The sequence below is a fragment of the Rathayibacter sp. AY2B5 genome, from assembly GCF_002931645.1.
Classification (GTDB): Bacteria; Actinomycetota; Actinomycetes; order Actinomycetales; family Microbacteriaceae; genus Rathayibacter.
In genome coordinates this window covers 18668-34865 of the sequence record NZ_PSUE01000016.1, presented here as the reverse complement: position 1 = coordinate 34865, position 16198 = coordinate 18668, and the positions used below count along the sequence as shown (strand labels likewise).

Sequence of the window (16198 nt, the reverse complement as noted above, 5' to 3'; positions counted from 1 at the left end):
GAGAGATCGTCGTCGAGAGGCGTTCCCCGCTCGTTCACGAGGCCTTTCCGATAGCACATTCCGCTCGGATACTCGATGCCGTCCTGATGGGCCTCCTGGTCTACCGGCTCCCCACCCCCTTCCTCCCGGGGAGCGTCCCGCTGGCCCAGACGGCGCTGGCCGCCCTGGTCCTCGTCAGCCTCTTCCGGCGGCCCACCCGCCGTCTCGGACGGGCCGCCTGGTACCCGTGGCTGTGCCTCGCCCTGCTCGCCTTCGTCCTCGCCGGCTCGTCCTTCGACGGCCTCGACGCCCTGCGCCGGGCGGCGAACATCGCGCTCGTCATGCTCGCCGCGGGCTTCCTCGCGAGCGGGCGGATCGACGTGGTCTCGGGGCTCAAAGGACTCGCCGCGGCGCTGTCGCTGAACGCCGTGCTGTTCGTCGCGGGACTCGCCCCGGACAGCTACCAGGGCGCCCTGACCGGCTACCTGCAGGACAAGAACGTGGCCGGTCTCGTCTACGGAGCGGCGGCGCTGCTGGTCTCGGCGCTCAGCTCGCGGCTGTGGCTGCGGGTCGGCGTGCTCGCGCTCGGGGCCGCCGCGGTCGTCGCCACCGACTCCCGCACGTCGATGGCGGCCTACGCCTGCGCGCTCGTGTGGCTCGTCGCGGCGCCGTACCTGCGCCTGCTCTTCCGCGCGCTCCTCGGCGGCGGCCTCGTCCTGCTGTTCCTCTGGGCCGAGCGGAACCTGGCGACGGCCGGCGACTACGGGGTGGAGCGGGCCGGCTCCGACGCCCTGCGCGCCCGCATCCTCGACGCCTCGGTCGACACGGTGGCGCTCTCGCCGTGGACCGGCTCCGGGCTCGGAGAGGCGACCGCGCGGGTCGACGGGATCGACTGGTTCTTCCACAACTCCTACCTGGCGCTGATGGCCGAGGGCGGCGTCGTGCTGCTCGTCGGCGTCGTCGGCACCGTGCTCGTGGCCGGCTTCGCGACCACGGCCGCCGGGGCCGGGAGCCGCCCGGGGCACGCGGTCGGCGCGGCGAGCATCCTGGTGCTGCTGTGCGCGACGCAGCTGGGCGAGGTGTTCTTCGCCCCGATCTCGTTCGTCGTGATCGGCGCGGGTCTCGCTCTGCTCGCGGAGCAGTCCGCCCGCGCCCGCGCTCTGCCGCCGGAGTAGCGCCTCCCGCGTCCACCCGATCCGGCGCGGATCCACGGATCCGGGGCGCGGAGGTCCCGGTCGGCGGGCCCTTCCCGGTGGGGCGGAGGTCGCCCGGTGCGGCCCCGGCCGACCGCCGCTCAGGCGCGGCCGCGCTCGCGGACCGCGTCGCGGAGTACCGCGCGGACGCCCGCCCACATGCGCCGCGCGTTCAGCCCGGCCAGCACCCGCTCCCGGCCCGCGCGGGCGACCTCGGCCCGCTTCCCGTCGTCGCTCAGCACCGCCTCCAGCACCGCCGCGATCCCCGCTGGATCGTGCAGGGGCAGCGCGAAGGACGTCTCGCCGTCGCGGATGTAGCCGGTCATCGCGGCGCTCGCGGTGACCGCCGTGCAGGTCCCGCAGCCGGAGGCCTCCAGCAGGACGCTCTGGCCCGTCGGGTAGGCGAGGTCGTGGCTGGTGACGACGACGAGCTCGGCGTCGCGCAGGTTGTCGCGGTGCCGATCGACCGGGACGGGGTCGTGCAGGACGACGTTGGCCGGCAGCGCCCGGGACGGCCGCCGCGCAGGAGTGGTCACGATGTCGAACCGCCGGTGCGGCAGGCGCTCGGCGGCGGCGACCAGCGAGTCGAAGTCGCGCCCGCGGTCGACACCGACGGCGAGCACCTCGAACCGCTTCGGACGCGGCGGAACGGGCCGGTAGTAGTCGGAGTCGACCCCGAAGAGCACCGGTGCGATCCGCCGCTCGTCGACGCCGTGGCGGGCGAAGACCTCGCGCTGGTTCTCGCTGAGCACGACGAGCCGGTCCACGCCCTGGAGCAGCCGGACCACCTGTCGGCGCCGCTCCGGCGAGCCGGTGAGCAGCTCCTCCGCCCACCAGCAGGAGAGGACCACGAGCGGCGTGCGGCCGTACGGCCCGAGCCGCGCGCGCCGGAGCAGGGCGGGGAGGCCCGCCTCCGGCTCGAGCACGCAGAGCACCGCGTCGGCCGAGCGGACCGCCCGGAGCGCGCGCAGCTGCGTGTCCACGTTCAGCCCCGTGCGGTGCTCCACGACGTCGCGGAGCTTCACGTGCGCGGGCCGAGACGCGTGACCGGGGACGAGGAGCCGCGTCGAGTCGTCCCGGAGGAGGTCGGCCCGGTACGGCAGCCTCCCGCGGGCGAAGGGCTCGCCCGGAGCCAGGCGCAGTGTCGAGTGCTTGAGGAACAGTCCGAGCACTCTGAGGACTTCCGGTTCGCGGGTCATCGTCGTCCTTTCCCGAGGGAGGAGGAGAGGCTCCCCACGGCATTCCCCGGAAAGCGGATCGGTCTCCTGGCGGGAGGATCAGGAATCATCGGAGAGGGCCATCCGCGCCAGAAGTCCGTCGATAGCCGACTTCCCGGAGGACGGGGAGTAGGAATCGTTCCAGCGGGCACGATCCCTCTCCCGCGACTCCGATAGTCCTCTCTTCTTCCGGGCTCTGATCAGCTCGGCCAGAGCCCGCGGATCCCCGGCTCGGAACGTGGCGTCGATCGACGGGCCGACGACCTCGGGGAGCGCACCGCTATCGCTCACCACCACGGGGACGCCGGCCGACATCGCCTCCGTCACGACCAGGCCGAACGACTCCGGCTGCACCGACGGCACCACCAGGAGGTCGATCCGCGAGAAGAGGTCGCCGGGCTCGATCCACCCCGGCCGGTCCACCAGAGCGGCGACCGGAGCGAGGGCCGCCTCCACCTCGCGACGCTCCCGCTCCGCCACGAACCGGGGCTCGCCCGCCAGCACCAGGCGATACGCGCCCGGTTCCCCGGCCTCCAGCAGCGCCAGCGCCTCGGTGAGGACCCGCACCCCCTTCGCGAGCGAGGGACGCCCGAGGAAGCCGAGGACGGTCGTCCCGTCCTCCCGCGGCCGCGCCTCCGGCAGGTCGACGCGGCGGCTCCAGTTCGGCAGCACGGTCGACCCGGGGACGACCCCCGCCAGGTAGCGGGAGGGGACGAGGGTCGCCAGCGCGCCGCGGCGGGCCACGGGCGCGAGCAGCCGCTGCAGGCCGGACGGGCGCTGGTGCAGATGCACGATCCGCCGCGGACGCCCTGCGGTCGCGACGGCCGGCACCAGCCCGTTGCACCACAGCACGCCCTCGCGGGAGGAGGCGTCCCAGCGCCGCAGCGCGCGCATCCAGGCGGGTCTGCCCGTGGCCTCGAGCTCGACGACCCGGTGGCCGGCGGCGAGGGCGGCGACGACGAGCGCACGCGGCTCCGAGGGGCCGACGACCACGACCGGGACCTCGAGCGCCTCGAGCGCCTCCGCGATGCTCAGCAGCATCACCTCGCCGCCGCCGATGTCGCCGTTGTTGGTCGCGAGCGCCACCGGAGGCCGCCCGGCGCCGCCCGCTCCCCCGTGGATCATCCGCCGCCCCGCCGCCTCCGCGCGGCGCCCACGCGGCCCGCGCGCCCATCCTCACCGAGACGAGCGCCCGGCTCCACCGGGCCCGGCAGGGCTCCGCGGGCCGCAGGAGCGCTGGAATACTGACCGGATGGAGCTCGTGGGCGTTCTCTGGGCCGACGAGGCCGTGCCGCTGGTGTCGGCGTTCGTCCACCGGCGGGCCGACGCGGCGGGCCTGCGCGCACTCGTGCTCAAGGGACCGACCGCCGCCGCCGACCGGCTCCGGCCGCCCCGCGCCTCCGGCGACGTCGACCTGCTGGTCGCCCCCGACGACCTGCCCCGGATCCTGGCCCTCCTGGCCGCCGACGGCTGGACCGAGCGGCCCTGGCCGGACGGACCGACGCTCGCGGCCAAGCACTCGCGCTCCTACCGGCACGCCGCGTGGCCGGTCGACATCGACGTGCACTGGCGGTGGCCGGGATTCCTCGTGCCGCCGCGCGACGCCTTCGAGGCGCTGTGGAGCCGGCACCGGATCGTGGAGCTGGCCGGCCGTCCGGTCGCGACCGCGAGCGTCGCCGACTCGGCGCTCGTGCTGGCGCTGCACGCGCTCCGCGACGCCTGGCAGATCACCGACCCGCGCCTCACGCGGCCCTCCGACTACGACCTGCTCGTCGAGGCGGTGGCCGCCCGCGCGGAGCTGCACGCTCCGCTCCGGGCGGCGGCGGAGGAGCTCGGCGCCGTCCAGACCGCGCAGCCCTTCCTCGACGCGCTCGGCATCCGCGCGCGCGCCGGGGAGGTGCCCGCGGCCGAGCTGCGGGCGTGGCGGATCAACGCGAGCTCGCCCCACGCCTCCGCGGGGTGGGTGCAGGCCGTGCGCGCGGCCGGCTGGCGGCAGCGGCCGCTGCTCCTCGCCCGCGCCGTCTTCCCCGCCCCCCACGCCCTGCGTGCCGCCGACCCCGCCATCGGCCCGCGCCGGATCGACGTGGCGGCCGGCTGGTGGCGGCGGCTGCGCCGCGGCGCCCGCACGGCTCCGCTCGCGTGGGGCCACCTCCGACGGACGGACAGGACCTGACATGACCCGCCGGCTGATCCGCGCCCCCTTCGGGCTCGGCGTGCGCTTCACCTTCGACGACACCGTCCCCGACCGCTTCGTGACGGAGGTGGAGGAGTCGTGGAACGACGTGGACGACGACGCCGATCGCCCGGGCTCCGAGTACCGGGTGTCGCTGACCGAGCCGGTCGGGGAGCCGGGAGTGATCGCGCAGCCGACCGAGGACGCCCTCGCCGAGCACATCGGCGCCGCGCTCACCCTCGCGGCGGCCGACGCCTGCGAGGGCCGGCTGCTCAGCGTGCACGCCTCCGCGGTCGCCCTGACCGACGGCCGCGTCGTCGCGTTCGTCGGCCGGCCCGGTGCCGGGAAGTCGACCCTCGTGAGCCTCGCCGCTCGGCGGTACGGGTACGTGACCGACGAGACGCTCGCCGTCCGCCGCGACGGGCGGGTGCTGCCGTTCCGGAAGCCCGTCGCCCTCCTCGACGGCGGCGACTGGAAGCGGCACCGCTCCCCCGCCGCGATGGGCCTGCAGCCGCTGCCGGACGCTCCGCTGCGCCTGGCCGCCCTGCTCCTGATCGCCCGCGACCCGTCCGGCCCGGCAGAGCCCCGGCTCGAGCCGATCGCCTTCGACGAGGCGCTCTCGGTGCTGCTGCCCGAGCTGAGCCACTTCGCACGGCTGCCCGCGGCGCTGCACCACCTCGCGGGGCTGCTCGACTCCGTCGGCGGGGCCCGGGTGCTCCGCTACCGCGAGGCGGAGACGGTGCTGCCGCTCCTGGAGCGCCTCGGGGAGGCGTCGCCGGTCGTCGCCGACGCGCCCGAGGCCGATGCGGCGGCGCCCGGCCCGGGTCTGCTCGCGCGCGCCGCCGGCGTCGAGTGGGTCGAGCGCGACGGAGTGGTCAGCTGCCTCCTCGACGAGCGGGTCGAGACGCTCACCGGGATCGGCCCGGTGCTGTGGCGTGCTCTCGGGACGCCCGCGACGGTCGACGCGCTGACCGGGGCCGTCGTCGCCGAGCACGGCGCCCCGCCCGCGGGCGACCCCCGGGCGCACGTCGAGGCCGTGCTCGACGCGATGGTCGAGCACGGCCTCGTGGTCCGCGGCGCCTGACGGCGCCGAGCGCGGCTAGCCCGTGCGGACGTTCGGCCCGACGGAGCCGCGGGCGATGAACAGGTCGAGCAGGTTCACGAGCCCCACCGCGCGGATGTAGAGTGCCGCGACGTCGTAGCGGCCGACGGGGAGCGCCTCGAGGGCGGCGGGCCCGGTCGGGTTGGTCGAGCGGTTCTGCGCGTTGACGTCGATCTGGATGACGTCCCGCAGGGCGGCGAAGACCGGGGTGATCGCGGTGGTGACAACGGCTCCGACAAGAGCAGGCAGGGCCGCGAGCAGCGGGTTCAGCACGTTCAGGACCAGGGTCAAGACGCTGGCGAGCACGCCAGCGCCGTTCAGCGGGATCCCGAGGATCCTGATGTTCTCGCGCAGCCGCTGTGTGAGCACGGTGACCAGCGACGTCGTGAAGGCGGTCAGGGCCGCCGCCGGAACGCCGAGTCCGCTGTCCACGAGGAGCGTCGAGTTCGGCGGGAGGTTGTTGAGGAAGGCGGAGTAGGAGCCGAACTGCGTGTTCCCGGGCTGCCCGGGAGCCGGCCCGAGGAGGGAGGCGAGATCGATGGTCAGTGTCGCCGGAGTCGTCCCGAGGCTCGCCTGGATCGGCTGACCTCCACCCGGCAGGTTCCCCGCGAGGATGGCGGCGGTGTCGACGGTGACAAGACCGATATTGCCGATCGTCGTCAGGGCGGTCGTCACTTGAGTGACGAGAGCTGTCAGCGCCGTCGACGTGAGCACCAGGTTCAGCCTGGTGATCTGGTAGTCGCGCTGCAGGTTGTCCGACCCGGGCACGCAGGCCGACTGAAGAGCTGCGCGTCCGGTGACGGCGCCGATCTGCAGAGTGAGCCCGGCAACGTTGGTCAGGAGGTCAGACAGACCAGGCCCGCCGACGGCGGCGAGGATCGCCTGCAGGTTGACGGTGCCGAAGTCGGGGTAGCTCCCCGACGTCGGGGTCAGCGCCAGCTGGCCGGCATTGGTGATCGCACCGGAGGCTCCGCGGACGGTGCCGGTGGTGCTCGCCTCCGCGTACTGGTTGAGGGTGCCGACGCCGGCGGGAGCCGCCAGCGTGAGGAGGGAGGAGAGCGTGCCGGTCAGCCCGGTCGCGTTCACGGCGATGCCGTTCAGTACCGTGGCGTTGACGCCGCCCGTCACGACGACCGGGTCGGGCGGATTCGGTCCCGACGCCGGCGCAGTCGCCGTCACGCCCGAGACACCGGCGACATTGTCGAGGTTCACGCCGCCGAGGAAGCCGCTGAGGAGGCGTCCGCGGGCGACCGCCTGGAAGACCGTGCCCACCGGGAAGCAGCTGATCGAGACGGCGGAGGCGGACTGCGCCAGCATCACCGCGGGCACCGACCAGACCGCTCCGGCCACGACCGTCCGCCGTGCGAAGACGCCCGCGGAATTCGCGCTCTTCTTCTCGCTCTTATCGCTGATATCGCTGGATGCGAGCGGATTAGACTCCGACATTGGCGGCCCTCCGGTGCTGTCGCTCGACGTACACCCCTTGGCGCGTCGGCGGCAAACATAGCGAGAGAGGCGTCGCGATAAGAGGCGCTGGCGGATTTCTACTCGCAGTGGCGGCGATCAGCGGAGAGGACGCGGAGAAGATGGCAGAGGACCCCCGGCTCCTTCTCTGGCGGCGCCGCCCGGACACGGCCTCCGTCGATCTGAACGGGCGCATCCTGGTGCTCCCGCTGGACGTCTCCCCGATGGGCAGCCCCTACGCGCTGCGCGAGAGCGTGGCCGCGACCTGGCGGGCGCTCGACGACGAGCCGCAGGACTTCTCCGGCCTGGCCGACCGGCTCGCCCGCCTTCACTCCACCGATCCCGGCGCCATCGCCGACGACCTGGCGCGCGTGCTGAGCGGGCTGGAGGAGCTGCTCCTGGTCGAGAGCAGCCCGCGCGGCGAGGAGTCCCGATGAGCGTCGCGAGCGTCGTCGTCCCCAGCTACGCGGGTGCGGCGCGCCTGCCCCGCCTCCTCGCCGCCCTCGCGGCTCAGACCCACCGCGACCTCGACGTGGTCGTGGTCCTCGACGGCGTCGTCGATGCCAGCGAGCGCGCCCTCGACGCCTCCCCCGTGCCCGTGCGCCGCGTCGTGCTCCCCGAGAACCGGGGGCGCTCCGCCGCGCTCACCGCCGGCTTCGACGCCGCGCGGGGCGACGTGCTGATCCGCTGCGACGACGACCTCGAGCCCGGCCCGGGCTGGGCCGCCGCGCACGTCGGGGCCCATCGGGACGCGGTCGCCGGCGTCGTCGGCCTCTGCCCCGACGTCGACCCGGGCACCGCCTACTCCCGCGCCTACGGCCGGCCCGCCGGCGAGCGCTTCCGCCGCGGCGCCTACGCGGCGGGTTCCGACGCCTCCTGGCGCTACTGGGGCGGCAACGTCTCGGTGACGCGGGCGACGTACGACCGGGTCGGCGGCTACAGCACCGACTACCGCGAGTACGGCTGGGAGGACGTCGACTGGGGCTACCGGCTGCACCGCCTGGGAGTGCCGGTGCGGATCGAGCCCGGCGCCGAGGCCCTGCACCACGGCGCCTCCGTCTCGGCGGCGGTCCGCAGCCGGCGCGCGTTCCTCTCGGGGGCGGCCCGCCGCACCTTCGAGCGGCTGCACCCCGAGCAGGTGCGGGAGGCGGTGCCCGCGGCCGGCGCGTGGGACGCGGCCGTGCGCCTCCTGGCCCGCGGCGGGAGCGAGCGGCGGACGGCACTGGTCGCGGGAGTCGCGGACGCCGCGCTCGGAGTGGTGCCCCGCCCGGTCGGCGAGAAGCTGGTCGCGCTCGCCGTCGAGTCTGCGGCGATCGCGGGCTACGACCGCGGCAGAGGGCGTCCCGCGCACGGGTGACGGCGGCGCGGATCGACGGACCCGCGGGCCCGGCAGCGGCGCCGACGCCGTGCGGGAGCCGATCTAGGCTCCCCCGCATGCGAGTCCTTCTGGTGGGCGGAGCGGGCTACATCGGGAGCCACACCGCCGTCGCGCTCCTCGAGAGCGGCCACGAGGTGCTGGTCGTGGACGACCTCTCGCACGCGAGCGAGCGGACCCTCGACGCGGTGGAGGAGCTGACCGGCTCAGTGGTCCCCCGCCTGATCGCCGACGCGCGCGACACGGCCGCGCTGACCCGCTTCCTCGCCGCCCACGGACCGGTCGACGCCCTGGTCCTGCTCGCCGGGCTCAAGTCGGTCGGCGACTCGGTGCGGCGGCCCCTCGAGTACTGGACGGTCAACGTCGGGCTCGCCACCGCGGCGTTCTCGGTCGCGGCGGAATCGGGGATCCGCACCGTCGTGTTCTCGAGCTCGGCGGCCGTCTACAGCCCGGGCGGCGCGATGCCGGTCGGGGAGGACTCCCCCGCCGGGCTGAGCGCGGCGAGCCCCTACGGCGCGACCAAGCGCGTCATCGAGGAGATCCTCGGCGACGCCGCGCGCGCCGATCCCCTCCTGCGCGCGGTCAGCCTCCGCTACTTCAATCCCATCGGCGCGCACCCGTCGGGGCGCATCGGCGAGGATCCGGCTACGGCGCCGGGGAGCCTCCTGCCCGTGCTGACGCGGGCCGCGGGCGACCCCTCCCGGTGCGTCGACGTCCTCGGCGACGACTACCCGACCCCCGACGGCACGGGGCTGCGCGACTACATCCACGTCTGCGATCTCGCGGCCGGGCACGTCGCGGCGCTCGAGCGCGCGCGGCCCGGGCACCGCGTCTACAACCTCGGCACGGGCTCGCCGACGAGCGTCCTCGAGCTGATCGACGAGGTCGAGCGGGCGAGCGGGGAGACGGTCCGGTGGCGGGTCGTGGAGCGTCGGCCGGGCGACCTCGCCGCGAGCTGGGCCGACCCGGCACGCGCCGAGCGGGAGCTGGGCTGGCGGGCGGTGCGCACCGTCCGCGAGGGCGTCCGCGACCAGTGGCGGTGGCAGACCCTGCAGCGCATCGGCGTCTCCTGATCCTTCCGGCACGGCGTCACTGAAAGAGTGACTTCTTCTTCTCCGCGACTCTCCTCCATCGTTGTGATCTCCGAGGGAATAGCACCTCCGCGACGAACTCCAGACGATCCTCGCCATTCCACTCGCGGCTTATCCGGATCATCGGACTCTCCTTTCCCCGTCGTTCTGCGACGACTCGTACTCGCCTTTCGATTCCTTCTCCACGAGCCGGTTAGCTTCTACTGCACTGCTGATCGGTCACCGACGACGGATAAGCATTCGGAGCCGCTCCCGTCTCCGGATGGCCGCCCGATCCTCACCGCACGCCCGGGGGAAGGGGCCCATCATCACTGCCGTCATCGACGCGACCACCCGTTCCCGATCCGTCCCGCCGGTCGGTCCCGGCCTGATCGTGCACGAGTGGGTCGAGCGTCGCGGAGGCGCCGAGCGCGTGCTCGAGGCGATGACCGAGGCCTTCGCCGACGCCGACGTCCGCGTCCTCTGGAGCGACTGCGCCGAGGTCGTCGGCAGGCCCGTCTCGGAGTCCTGGCTGGCGCGCACGCCGCTGCGCCGCCACAAGGTCCTCGCCCTGCCGGCGATGCTGCCCACGTGGCGGCTCCCGGTCGGCGCCTCCCGCGAGTGGGTGCTGGTCAGCTCGCACCTCTTCGCCCACCACGTCCGCACCAGCGGACCGACCCGCAAGCTCGTCTACGCGCACACCCCGGCCCGCTACATCTGGGAGCCCGACCGCGACGGCCGCGGCAGCAGCCTCGCCGCCCGCACCGCGAGCCTGCTCCTCAAGCCGATCGACCGCCTCCGCGCCGCCGAGGCCTCCTCCATCGCCGTGAACAGCCTCTTCACCGGGCAGCGGGTGCGCGACGCGTGGCACCAGCCGTCGCGGGTCATCTACCCGCCCGTGAACACCGAGCTGCTCTCGACGATCACCGACTGGCGCTCCCCGCTCGACGACGACGAGCTGCGCCTCCTCGACTCGCTCGCGCGGCCGTTCATCCTGGGCGCCTCGCGGTTCGTCCCCTACAAGCGCCTCGAGAAGGTCATGGACGCCGGAGCCCGCACCGGGCTCCCGGTCGTCATCGCCGGGCACGGCCCCTGGGAGGCGCGGCTCCGCGCCTACGCCGAGGAGATCCGGGCCGACGTGACCTTCGTCATCTCGCCCTCCGACCAGCTGATCCGCGCGCTCTACGCGCAGGCGCTCGTGTACGTCTTCCCCGCCGTCGAGGACTTCGGGATCATGCCCGTCGAGGCGATGGCGTGCGGGACGCCGGTCATCGGGACCGACATCGGCGGAGTGCGCGAGAGCGTGTCCCTCGCCGGCGGGGGCGTCATCGCCGACCTCGAGGGCGATCCCGACTGGAGCGACCTGCTGCGCCGTGCGCTCGCGCTCGACGTCGACTCCTTCCGGGCTCGCACCCGGGTCTTCTCGCGCCGGCGCTTCATCGCCGAGATCCAGGACTGGGTCGCCGAGCAGACCGCCTGACGACGGCGCTCCCCGCCGCGGGAGGCCGTCCGTGCGCGCGTCACCGTGCGTGCGGACGACGCTCCCGCGGAGGGATCAGAACAGGCCGCGCGGGGGCTCGATCGAGGCGAGGACGCCGGGGGCGGCGATCACGCTGAGGCGGCCGACCTCCTCCGGGGTCAGCTCGGGCAGGCGCTGCGCGAGGTCGAGGAAGCGCTCGATCTCGGACTCCTCGAGCACGTCGGCGGCGAGCGTGCGGAACTTCGACACGTACTGCTCTCGGCTGAACGGGTGCGCGCCCAGCGGGTGCGCGTCCGCCACCGCGATCTCGTCGACGATCGTCGTGCCGTCCGTCATCAGGATCTCGACGCGGGCGCCGAACGCCTTCTCGCCCGGATCGGTGGAGTGGTAGCGGCGCGTCCACTCCGCGTCCTCCTGCGTCGTGACCCGGTGCCAGAGCGCGATCGTGTCGGCGCGGGCGGCCCGCTCGGGGGCGTAGCTGTGCACGTGGTGCCAGGCGCCGTCCTGCAGCGCCACCGTGAAGATGTACGGCACGGAGTGGTCCAGCGTCTCGCGGGACGCGGCCGGGTCGTACTTCTGCGGGTCGTTCGCGCCCGAGCCGATCACGAAGTGCGTGTGGTGCGAGGTGTGCAGGACGATCCGCTCGACGCGCTCGGGATCGGCGGCCTCGGGGTGCGTGCGGTGCAGGCGGCGGGCGAGGTCGATCAGCGCCTGCGCCTGGTACTCGGCCGAGTGCTCCTTCGTGTACGTGTCGAGGATCGCGCGCTTGGCCTCGCCGCGGTCGGGCAGCGGGACGTCGTAGCTCGCGTCGGCGCCGTCGAGCATCCAGGCGATGACGCCGTCCTCGCCCTCGTAGATCGGCGACGGGCTGGTCTCACCGCGCATCGCCCGGTCGACCGCCTCGATCGCCATCTTCCCCGCGAAGGCCGGCGCGTACGCCTTCCAGCTCGAGATCTCGCCCTTGCGCGACTGCCGCGTGGCGGTCGTCGTGTGCAGGGCCTGCGCGACGGCCTGCTCGATCGTCGCGACGTCGAGGCCGAGCAGCGTGCCGATCCCGGCCGCGGCCGAGGGGCCGAGATGCGCGACGTGGTCGATCTTGTGCCGGTGCAGGCTGATCGCGCGCACCAGGTCGACCTGGACCTCGTATCCGGTGACGATGCCGCGGACGAGCTGCGCCCCGCCGATGCCCGCGTGCTGGGCGACGGCGATCAGCGGAGGGATGTTGTCGCCCGGGTGCGAGTACTCGGCCGCCAGGAACGTGTCGTGGTAGTCGAGCTCGCGCACGGCGACCCCGTTGGCCCAGGCCGCCCACTCGGGCGAGACCCGGCGGGCCGGGTCGACGCCGAGGACGACCGAGCCCTGGCCGCCGATGGAGGCGGGGTGCGCGAGAGCCTGCGCGCGGGCGGCGACGACCGGGCGGCGCAGGAGCGACGCGGTGGCGACGGCGGCGTTGTCGATGACCCGGTTGACCACCATCTCGGCGACCTCGTCGTCGATCTCGACCGGATCGGCGGCGACCTCGGCGATCGCGTGGGCGAGCTGCCCGTGTCGCGGGAGCTCCTCGTCGCTGCGGTGGACGCGGACGTGGTGTTCGTGCACGGGCGGCTCCTTCGTCTCTCCCCCAGGCTATCGCCCGCCTCCGGCCCGGGCCGCGCGGGCAGAATGGGCGGATGTCCTCCCCCACGCGCGTCGCGGCGCTCGACTGCGGCACCAACTCCCTCCGCCTGCTGATCGCCGACGTGGAGGGCGGCCGCCTCCGGGACGTCCAGCGCCGCACCGAGCTCGTGCGGCTGGGCCGCGGGGTCGACCGCACCGGCCGCTTCGATCCGGCCGCGCTCGAGCGGACCCTCGCCGTCACCCGCGAGTACGCGGCCGCCGCGCAGGAGGCCGGCGCCGAGCGCCTCCGCTTCGTCGCCACCTCGGCCACCCGCGACGCGGCCGACCGCGAGGACTTCCTCGCCGCCGTCGAGCGGATCCTCGGCGTCACCCCGGAGACGATCTCCGGCGAGGAGGAGGCGCGGCTCTCCTTCCGCGGCGCGGTCTCGGCCGTCGACTCCGCCCGGCCCGTGCTGGTCGTCGACCTCGGCGGCGGCTCGACCGAGCTCGTGCTCGGCGGAGCGGAGCCGGAGCAGGCGCACTCGATGGACGTCGGCAGCGTCCGCCTGACCGAGCGCCACCGCCGGGCCGCCGCACCGACGGAGGGCGAGCGCGCGGCGATGCGGGCGGACGTGGCCGCCGCGCTGGCCGCCTCCTCCGTCGACCTCTCGCAGGCCCGGAGCGTCGTCGGCGTCGCCGCGACCGTGCTCACGATCACCGCGCACGTCCTCCGCAGCACCGACCACGCCGCGCTCGAGACGTCCCTCCCCCTCTCCGACGTCCTCGCCGCCTGCGACGAGCTCGCCGCGCTGTCTCCGGAGGGGACGGCGGCCCTCCCCTGGGTGCGCCCGGGGCGCGAGGACGTGCTGGCGGCCGGCGCGCTGGTCTGGGGCGAGGTCCTCCGCGCGGTCCACGAGGCGTCGCCGGGCGTCGACCGGGTCCACTCGACCGCGCACGACATCCTCGACGGCATCGCGCTCGGCCTCGCCTGACGCCCGCGCGGGTCAGGCGGTGAGGGCGCTCCCGGAGTCGCGCGGGAGCCGGGCGGCGGCGGCGAGCGGCACGAGGGTCAGCACCGCGAGGGCGAGGAAGGCGACGCGGTAGGGGACGAGGCCGGGCCCGATCGCGGTGCCGACGGCGAGCGCCACCGCGCCCACCGCGACTCCGAGGCCGGCCGCGATCTGCTGCGTGGTGGCGTTGAGGGTGTTCGCGCCCGACATCCCCTCCTGCGGGACCTCGGCGAACGTGACGGTGTTGTAGGCCGTGAAGCCCGCCGAGCGGGCCACTCCGCTCAGCACCAGCAGCGCCACCACGAGCGCCACCGGAGTCGCCGGCTCGAGGAACGCCATCGCCGCCATGCACGCCGCCCCCACCGCGCTCGCCGCGACCAGCACCCCGCGGAAGCCGAGGCGCCGCAGCAGAGGAGTCGTGGCCGGCTTGATCGCCAGGTTGCCGACGAAGAGCGCCAGCACCACGGAGCCGGCCTGCACCGGGCTCCAGCCGAACGCGTCCTGGAACAGCAGCGGGAGCAGGAACGGCACCGCGTTCACGGTCGCCCGGTAGAGCGATCCGCTCGCGTTGGCGACCCGGAAGGTGCGGAAGCGGAAGGCGTCGAGCCGCACGAGCGGATGCTCGGCGCGGCGCAGGTGCCGCACGGCGAGCGCCGTCACGACCGCGCCGACGAGCAGCGGCGCCACCGCCCGCCCGTCCAGCTCGGAGCCGGTGAGGAGCCCCGCCGCTCCGACCAGCGCGCCGAGCCCGACCGCGACGAGCACCAGCCCCGTGACGTCGAGCGGGGTCGGCGCGCTCTCGGAGGTGGCGGGGACGATCCGGCGCGCGATCGCGAACGCGACGACCCCGAGGGGCAGGTTGATCAGGAAGATCCAGTGCCAGGAGGCGACGGTGGTGAGCAGCCCGCCGAGGAACGGCGCGATCACGGGGGCGACCAGTCCCGGCCAGACCAGGATCGCGATGGCGTGGATGATCCCCTCCCGCGGAGTCGCCCGCAGCACCGCGAGCCGGCCGACCGGCACCATCAGCGCGCCGCCGACGCCCTGCAGGACCCGGGCGCCGACCAGAAGCGGCAGCGTGGGGCTGAGCGCGCAGAGCAGGGAGGCGAGGGTGAAGACGGCGATCGCGGTGGTGAAGACGCGGCGCACGCCGAAGCGCTCGCTGAGCCAGCCCGAGGCCGGAATGAGGACGGCGACGGTGAGGAGGAACGCGGTGACGGTGATCGAGACCGCGGCGGAGTCGACGCCCAGGTCGGCGGCGATCGCGGGCGCGGCGGTCGTCACGATCGTGGCGTCGAGGTTCTCCATGAAGAAGCAGCCGGCGACGAGCAGCGCGAGGGAGCGGTGGCGGGGGTCCGTGCTGTCCTCCTCGGCGTGGGGCTGTCGGCGGCGAGCGTAGCGCGGCGACGGCGCGGCCGCCGGGCGGGTACCGTCGCAGCATGAGCGCTGCAGCCGAGACCAGGACGATCCAACTCCGACGCTACGAGCTGATGGACGGGGTGATGGACGACTTCCTCGCCTGGTTCCCCGAGCGGATCGTGCCGGCGCGCGAGGCCCACGGCTTCCGGATCGAGTTCGCCTACGCCGACCGCGAGGTGAACGAGTTCGTCTGGGCGGTCAGCACGGCCGGCGACGCCGACACGTTCGCCGAGGTCGAGCGGGCGTACCTGGCCTCGCCCGAGCGCGACGCCGCCTTCGCGGGCGAGCCGAAGCGCGTCGCGGTGCAGCACGTGCGGCTGGTCGAGCGGATCGTCTGACCCGGGCGGCGTCCGAGCCGAGCGGCGTCCGACCCGGGCGCCGTCGTCTCCGGGGCGCCGCCGACTCCGGGCGCCGTCGGGTCCGGGCCCGTCAGCTCCGGGCGCGCCGCACGGCCGCGAGGACGCCGCGGACCACGAGCGTTCCGACCGCGATCGACCCGATCGCTCCGGTCAGGCGCGCCCAGACGTGCTTCGGCCGGTCGATCCCGGCGCGGTCGGCGGGCGAGGGGAGCGAGGCGGGCGCGAGCGTGCGGCCCGCGGCTCCCGCCTCTGCCATGTGGGCGAGCCGGCGCACGGCCTCGCGGTTGCGGATCCAGAGGAACGAGTGCATCAGCGGCTTCGGGACGAGCGTGCCCGGGCCCTTCACGGGCGCCTCGTGCATCCGCACCTTCGCGCCGCGCGCGTGCGGCTCGACCTCGACGCGCACCCGGGCCTCGCCGAGCGGCCAGCCGGCGGCCTGGATGACCATCCGGCGCGGCGGGTCCCACTCGAGGACCGTGGTGCGGTCGTCGATCACGAGCGGCCAGAGGCCGAAGGAGTGGTGCAGCTGCGAGCCCACGTGCGGGAAGTCGGCGTCGACCTTCCGCATCCGCGACGCGCCGACGACCCAGCTCGGGAACAGCCAGCCGGAGGCGAGCACCGCGAAGACGGACTCGGGCGGGCAGTGGACGACGCGGGTGGTGCGGGACATCGCGGGCTCCTTCGAGTGGTGGTGGGGCGCGTGGCGGCGCCGTCCCTCAGCCTGGCAGGCCGGGGGCGGCGACGGGCGCAGCGCAACAGCG

General features: G+C 74.8%; 15 protein-coding genes. 9 read left to right on the top strand and 6 right to left on the bottom strand.

The window, feature by feature from the left end:
• Positions 1-86: 86 nt before the first annotated feature.
• The gene (locus tag C5C30_RS11175; protein ID WP_104333736.1) at positions 87-1154 is read left to right on the top strand and encodes an O-antigen ligase family protein; all 1068 of its coding nucleotides are present in this window, start codon (positions 87-89) and stop codon (positions 1152-1154) included.
• 119 nt (positions 1155-1273) lie between these two features.
• On the opposite strand, the gene C5C30_RS11170 is transcribed toward C5C30_RS11175, so the two are convergent.
• Both C5C30_RS11170 and C5C30_RS11165 read right to left on the bottom strand, forming a co-directional pair.
• Entirely contained in the window at positions 1274-2371 is a 1098-nt protein-coding gene (locus tag C5C30_RS11170; RefSeq protein WP_104333735.1) for a glycosyltransferase family 4 protein, read from the bottom strand.
• A gap of 78 nt (positions 2372-2449) precedes the next feature.
• Positions 2450-3514 carry a glycosyltransferase family 4 protein gene (locus C5C30_RS11165; protein WP_104247944.1) on the bottom strand — a complete coding sequence of 355 codons (1065 nt, stop codon included), beginning with the start codon at positions 3512-3514 and terminating at the stop codon, positions 2450-2452.
• Between the two features lie 127 nt (positions 3515-3641).
• Between C5C30_RS11165 and C5C30_RS11160 the strand changes: the two genes are divergently transcribed.
• A complete protein-coding gene (locus C5C30_RS11160) occupies positions 3642-4562 on the top strand; it encodes a nucleotidyltransferase family protein (protein ID WP_181131550.1) in 921 nt (306 codons plus the stop codon).
• A 1-nt stretch (position 4563) separates the two neighbouring features.
• The gene (locus C5C30_RS11155; protein ID WP_104333733.1) at positions 4564-5646 is read left to right on the top strand and encodes a PqqD family protein; all 1083 of its coding nucleotides are present in this window, start codon (positions 4564-4566) and stop codon (positions 5644-5646) included.
• 15 nt (positions 5647-5661) lie between these two features.
• Here the strand turns inward: C5C30_RS11155 and C5C30_RS11150 are convergent, their stop codons facing one another.
• Entirely contained in the window at positions 5662-7110 is a 1449-nt protein-coding gene (locus tag C5C30_RS11150) for a choice-of-anchor G family protein (protein WP_146081518.1), read from the bottom strand.
• Between the two features lie 140 nt (positions 7111-7250).
• Between C5C30_RS11150 and C5C30_RS11140 the strand changes: the two genes are divergently transcribed.
• From C5C30_RS11140 to C5C30_RS11125, 4 genes are all read left to right on the top strand, one after another.
• A complete protein-coding gene (locus C5C30_RS11140; protein ID WP_146081517.1) occupies positions 7251-7565 on the top strand; it encodes a hypothetical protein in 315 nt (104 codons plus the stop codon).
• Complete coding sequence (locus C5C30_RS11135) at positions 7562-8485, top strand: glycosyltransferase family 2 protein (protein ID WP_104248009.1); 924 nt, start codon at positions 7562-7564, stop codon at positions 8483-8485. The genes C5C30_RS11140 and C5C30_RS11135 overlap by 4 nt, the downstream gene beginning before the upstream one ends.
• Before the next feature lie 77 nt (positions 8486-8562).
• Positions 8563-9576, top strand: coding sequence for a UDP-glucose 4-epimerase GalE (gene galE / locus C5C30_RS11130; protein WP_104333731.1), 1014 nt, complete (start codon positions 8563-8565; stop codon positions 9574-9576).
• A 280-nt stretch (positions 9577-9856) separates the two neighbouring features.
• Positions 9857-11053 (top strand): glycosyltransferase, encoded by a 1197-nt coding sequence (locus C5C30_RS11125; RefSeq protein ID WP_104269539.1) that lies wholly within the window; start codon positions 9857-9859, stop codon positions 11051-11053.
• A 75-nt stretch (positions 11054-11128) separates the two neighbouring features.
• Here the strand turns inward: C5C30_RS11125 and C5C30_RS11120 are convergent, their stop codons facing one another.
• Positions 11129-12652, bottom strand: a complete 1524-nt coding sequence (locus C5C30_RS11120) for an MmgE/PrpD family protein (RefSeq protein ID WP_104227214.1) — start codon at positions 12650-12652, stop codon at positions 11129-11131.
• Between the two features lie 71 nt (positions 12653-12723).
• Between C5C30_RS11120 and C5C30_RS11115 the strand changes: the two genes are divergently transcribed.
• Entirely contained in the window at positions 12724-13641 is a 918-nt protein-coding gene (locus C5C30_RS11115; RefSeq protein ID WP_104333730.1) for an exopolyphosphatase, read from the top strand.
• 12 nt (positions 13642-13653) lie between these two features.
• On the opposite strand, the gene C5C30_RS11110 is transcribed toward C5C30_RS11115, so the two are convergent.
• Positions 13654-14967: an MFS transporter gene (locus C5C30_RS11110; RefSeq protein ID WP_104333729.1), complete on the bottom strand. Its 1314-nt coding sequence runs from the start codon at positions 14965-14967 to the stop codon at positions 13654-13656.
• A gap of 131 nt (positions 14968-15098) precedes the next feature.
• On the opposite strand from C5C30_RS11110, the gene C5C30_RS11105 reads away from it, so the two are divergent.
• Entirely contained in the window at positions 15099-15416 is a 318-nt protein-coding gene (locus tag C5C30_RS11105; RefSeq protein ID WP_104333728.1) for an NIPSNAP family protein, read from the top strand.
• Positions 15417-15507: 91 nt separating this feature from the next.
• Here C5C30_RS11105 and C5C30_RS11100 read toward each other — a convergent pair whose 3' ends face one another.
• Entirely contained in the window at positions 15508-16107 is a 600-nt protein-coding gene (locus C5C30_RS11100) for an SRPBCC domain-containing protein (RefSeq protein WP_104233566.1), read from the bottom strand.
• Positions 16108-16198 lie beyond the last annotated feature (91 nt).

Bases quoted from the DNA above. Each gene is read 5' to 3' on its own strand.
- C5C30_RS11115 (WP_104333730.1), top strand. From the start codon at position 12,724: ATGTCCTCCCCCACGCGCGTCGCGGCGCTCGACTGCGGCACCAACTCC.
- C5C30_RS11175 (WP_104333736.1), top strand. From the start codon at position 87: ATGGGCCTCCTGGTCTACCGGCTCCCCACCCCCTTCCTCCCGGGGAGC.
- C5C30_RS11160 (WP_181131550.1), top strand. From the start codon at position 3,642: ATGGAGCTCGTGGGCGTTCTCTGGGCCGACGAGGCCGTGCCGCTGGTG.
- C5C30_RS11125 (WP_104269539.1), top strand. From the start codon at position 9,857: ATGGCCGCCCGATCCTCACCGCACGCCCGGGGGAAGGGGCCCATCATC.
- C5C30_RS11165 (WP_104247944.1), bottom strand. From the start codon at position 3,514: ATGATCCACGGGGGAGCGGGCGGCGCCGGGCGGCCTCCGGTGGCGCTC.
- C5C30_RS11100 (WP_104233566.1), bottom strand. From the start codon at position 16,107: ATGTCCCGCACCACCCGCGTCGTCCACTGCCCGCCCGAGTCCGTCTTC.
- C5C30_RS11170 (WP_104333735.1), bottom strand. From the start codon at position 2,371: ATGACCCGCGAACCGGAAGTCCTCAGAGTGCTCGGACTGTTCCTCAAG.
- C5C30_RS11155 (WP_104333733.1), top strand. From the start codon at position 4,564: ATGACCCGCCGGCTGATCCGCGCCCCCTTCGGGCTCGGCGTGCGCTTC.
- C5C30_RS11140 (WP_146081517.1), top strand. From the start codon at position 7,251: ATGGCAGAGGACCCCCGGCTCCTTCTCTGGCGGCGCCGCCCGGACACG.
- C5C30_RS11105 (WP_104333728.1), top strand. From the start codon at position 15,099: ATGAGCGCTGCAGCCGAGACCAGGACGATCCAACTCCGACGCTACGAG.
- galE (WP_104333731.1), top strand. From the start codon at position 8,563: ATGCGAGTCCTTCTGGTGGGCGGAGCGGGCTACATCGGGAGCCACACC.
- C5C30_RS11110 (WP_104333729.1), bottom strand. From the start codon at position 14,967: ATGGAGAACCTCGACGCCACGATCGTGACGACCGCCGCGCCCGCGATC.
- C5C30_RS11135 (WP_104248009.1), top strand. From the start codon at position 7,562: ATGAGCGTCGCGAGCGTCGTCGTCCCCAGCTACGCGGGTGCGGCGCGC.
- C5C30_RS11150 (WP_146081518.1), bottom strand. From the start codon at position 7,110: ATGTCGGAGTCTAATCCGCTCGCATCCAGCGATATCAGCGATAAGAGC.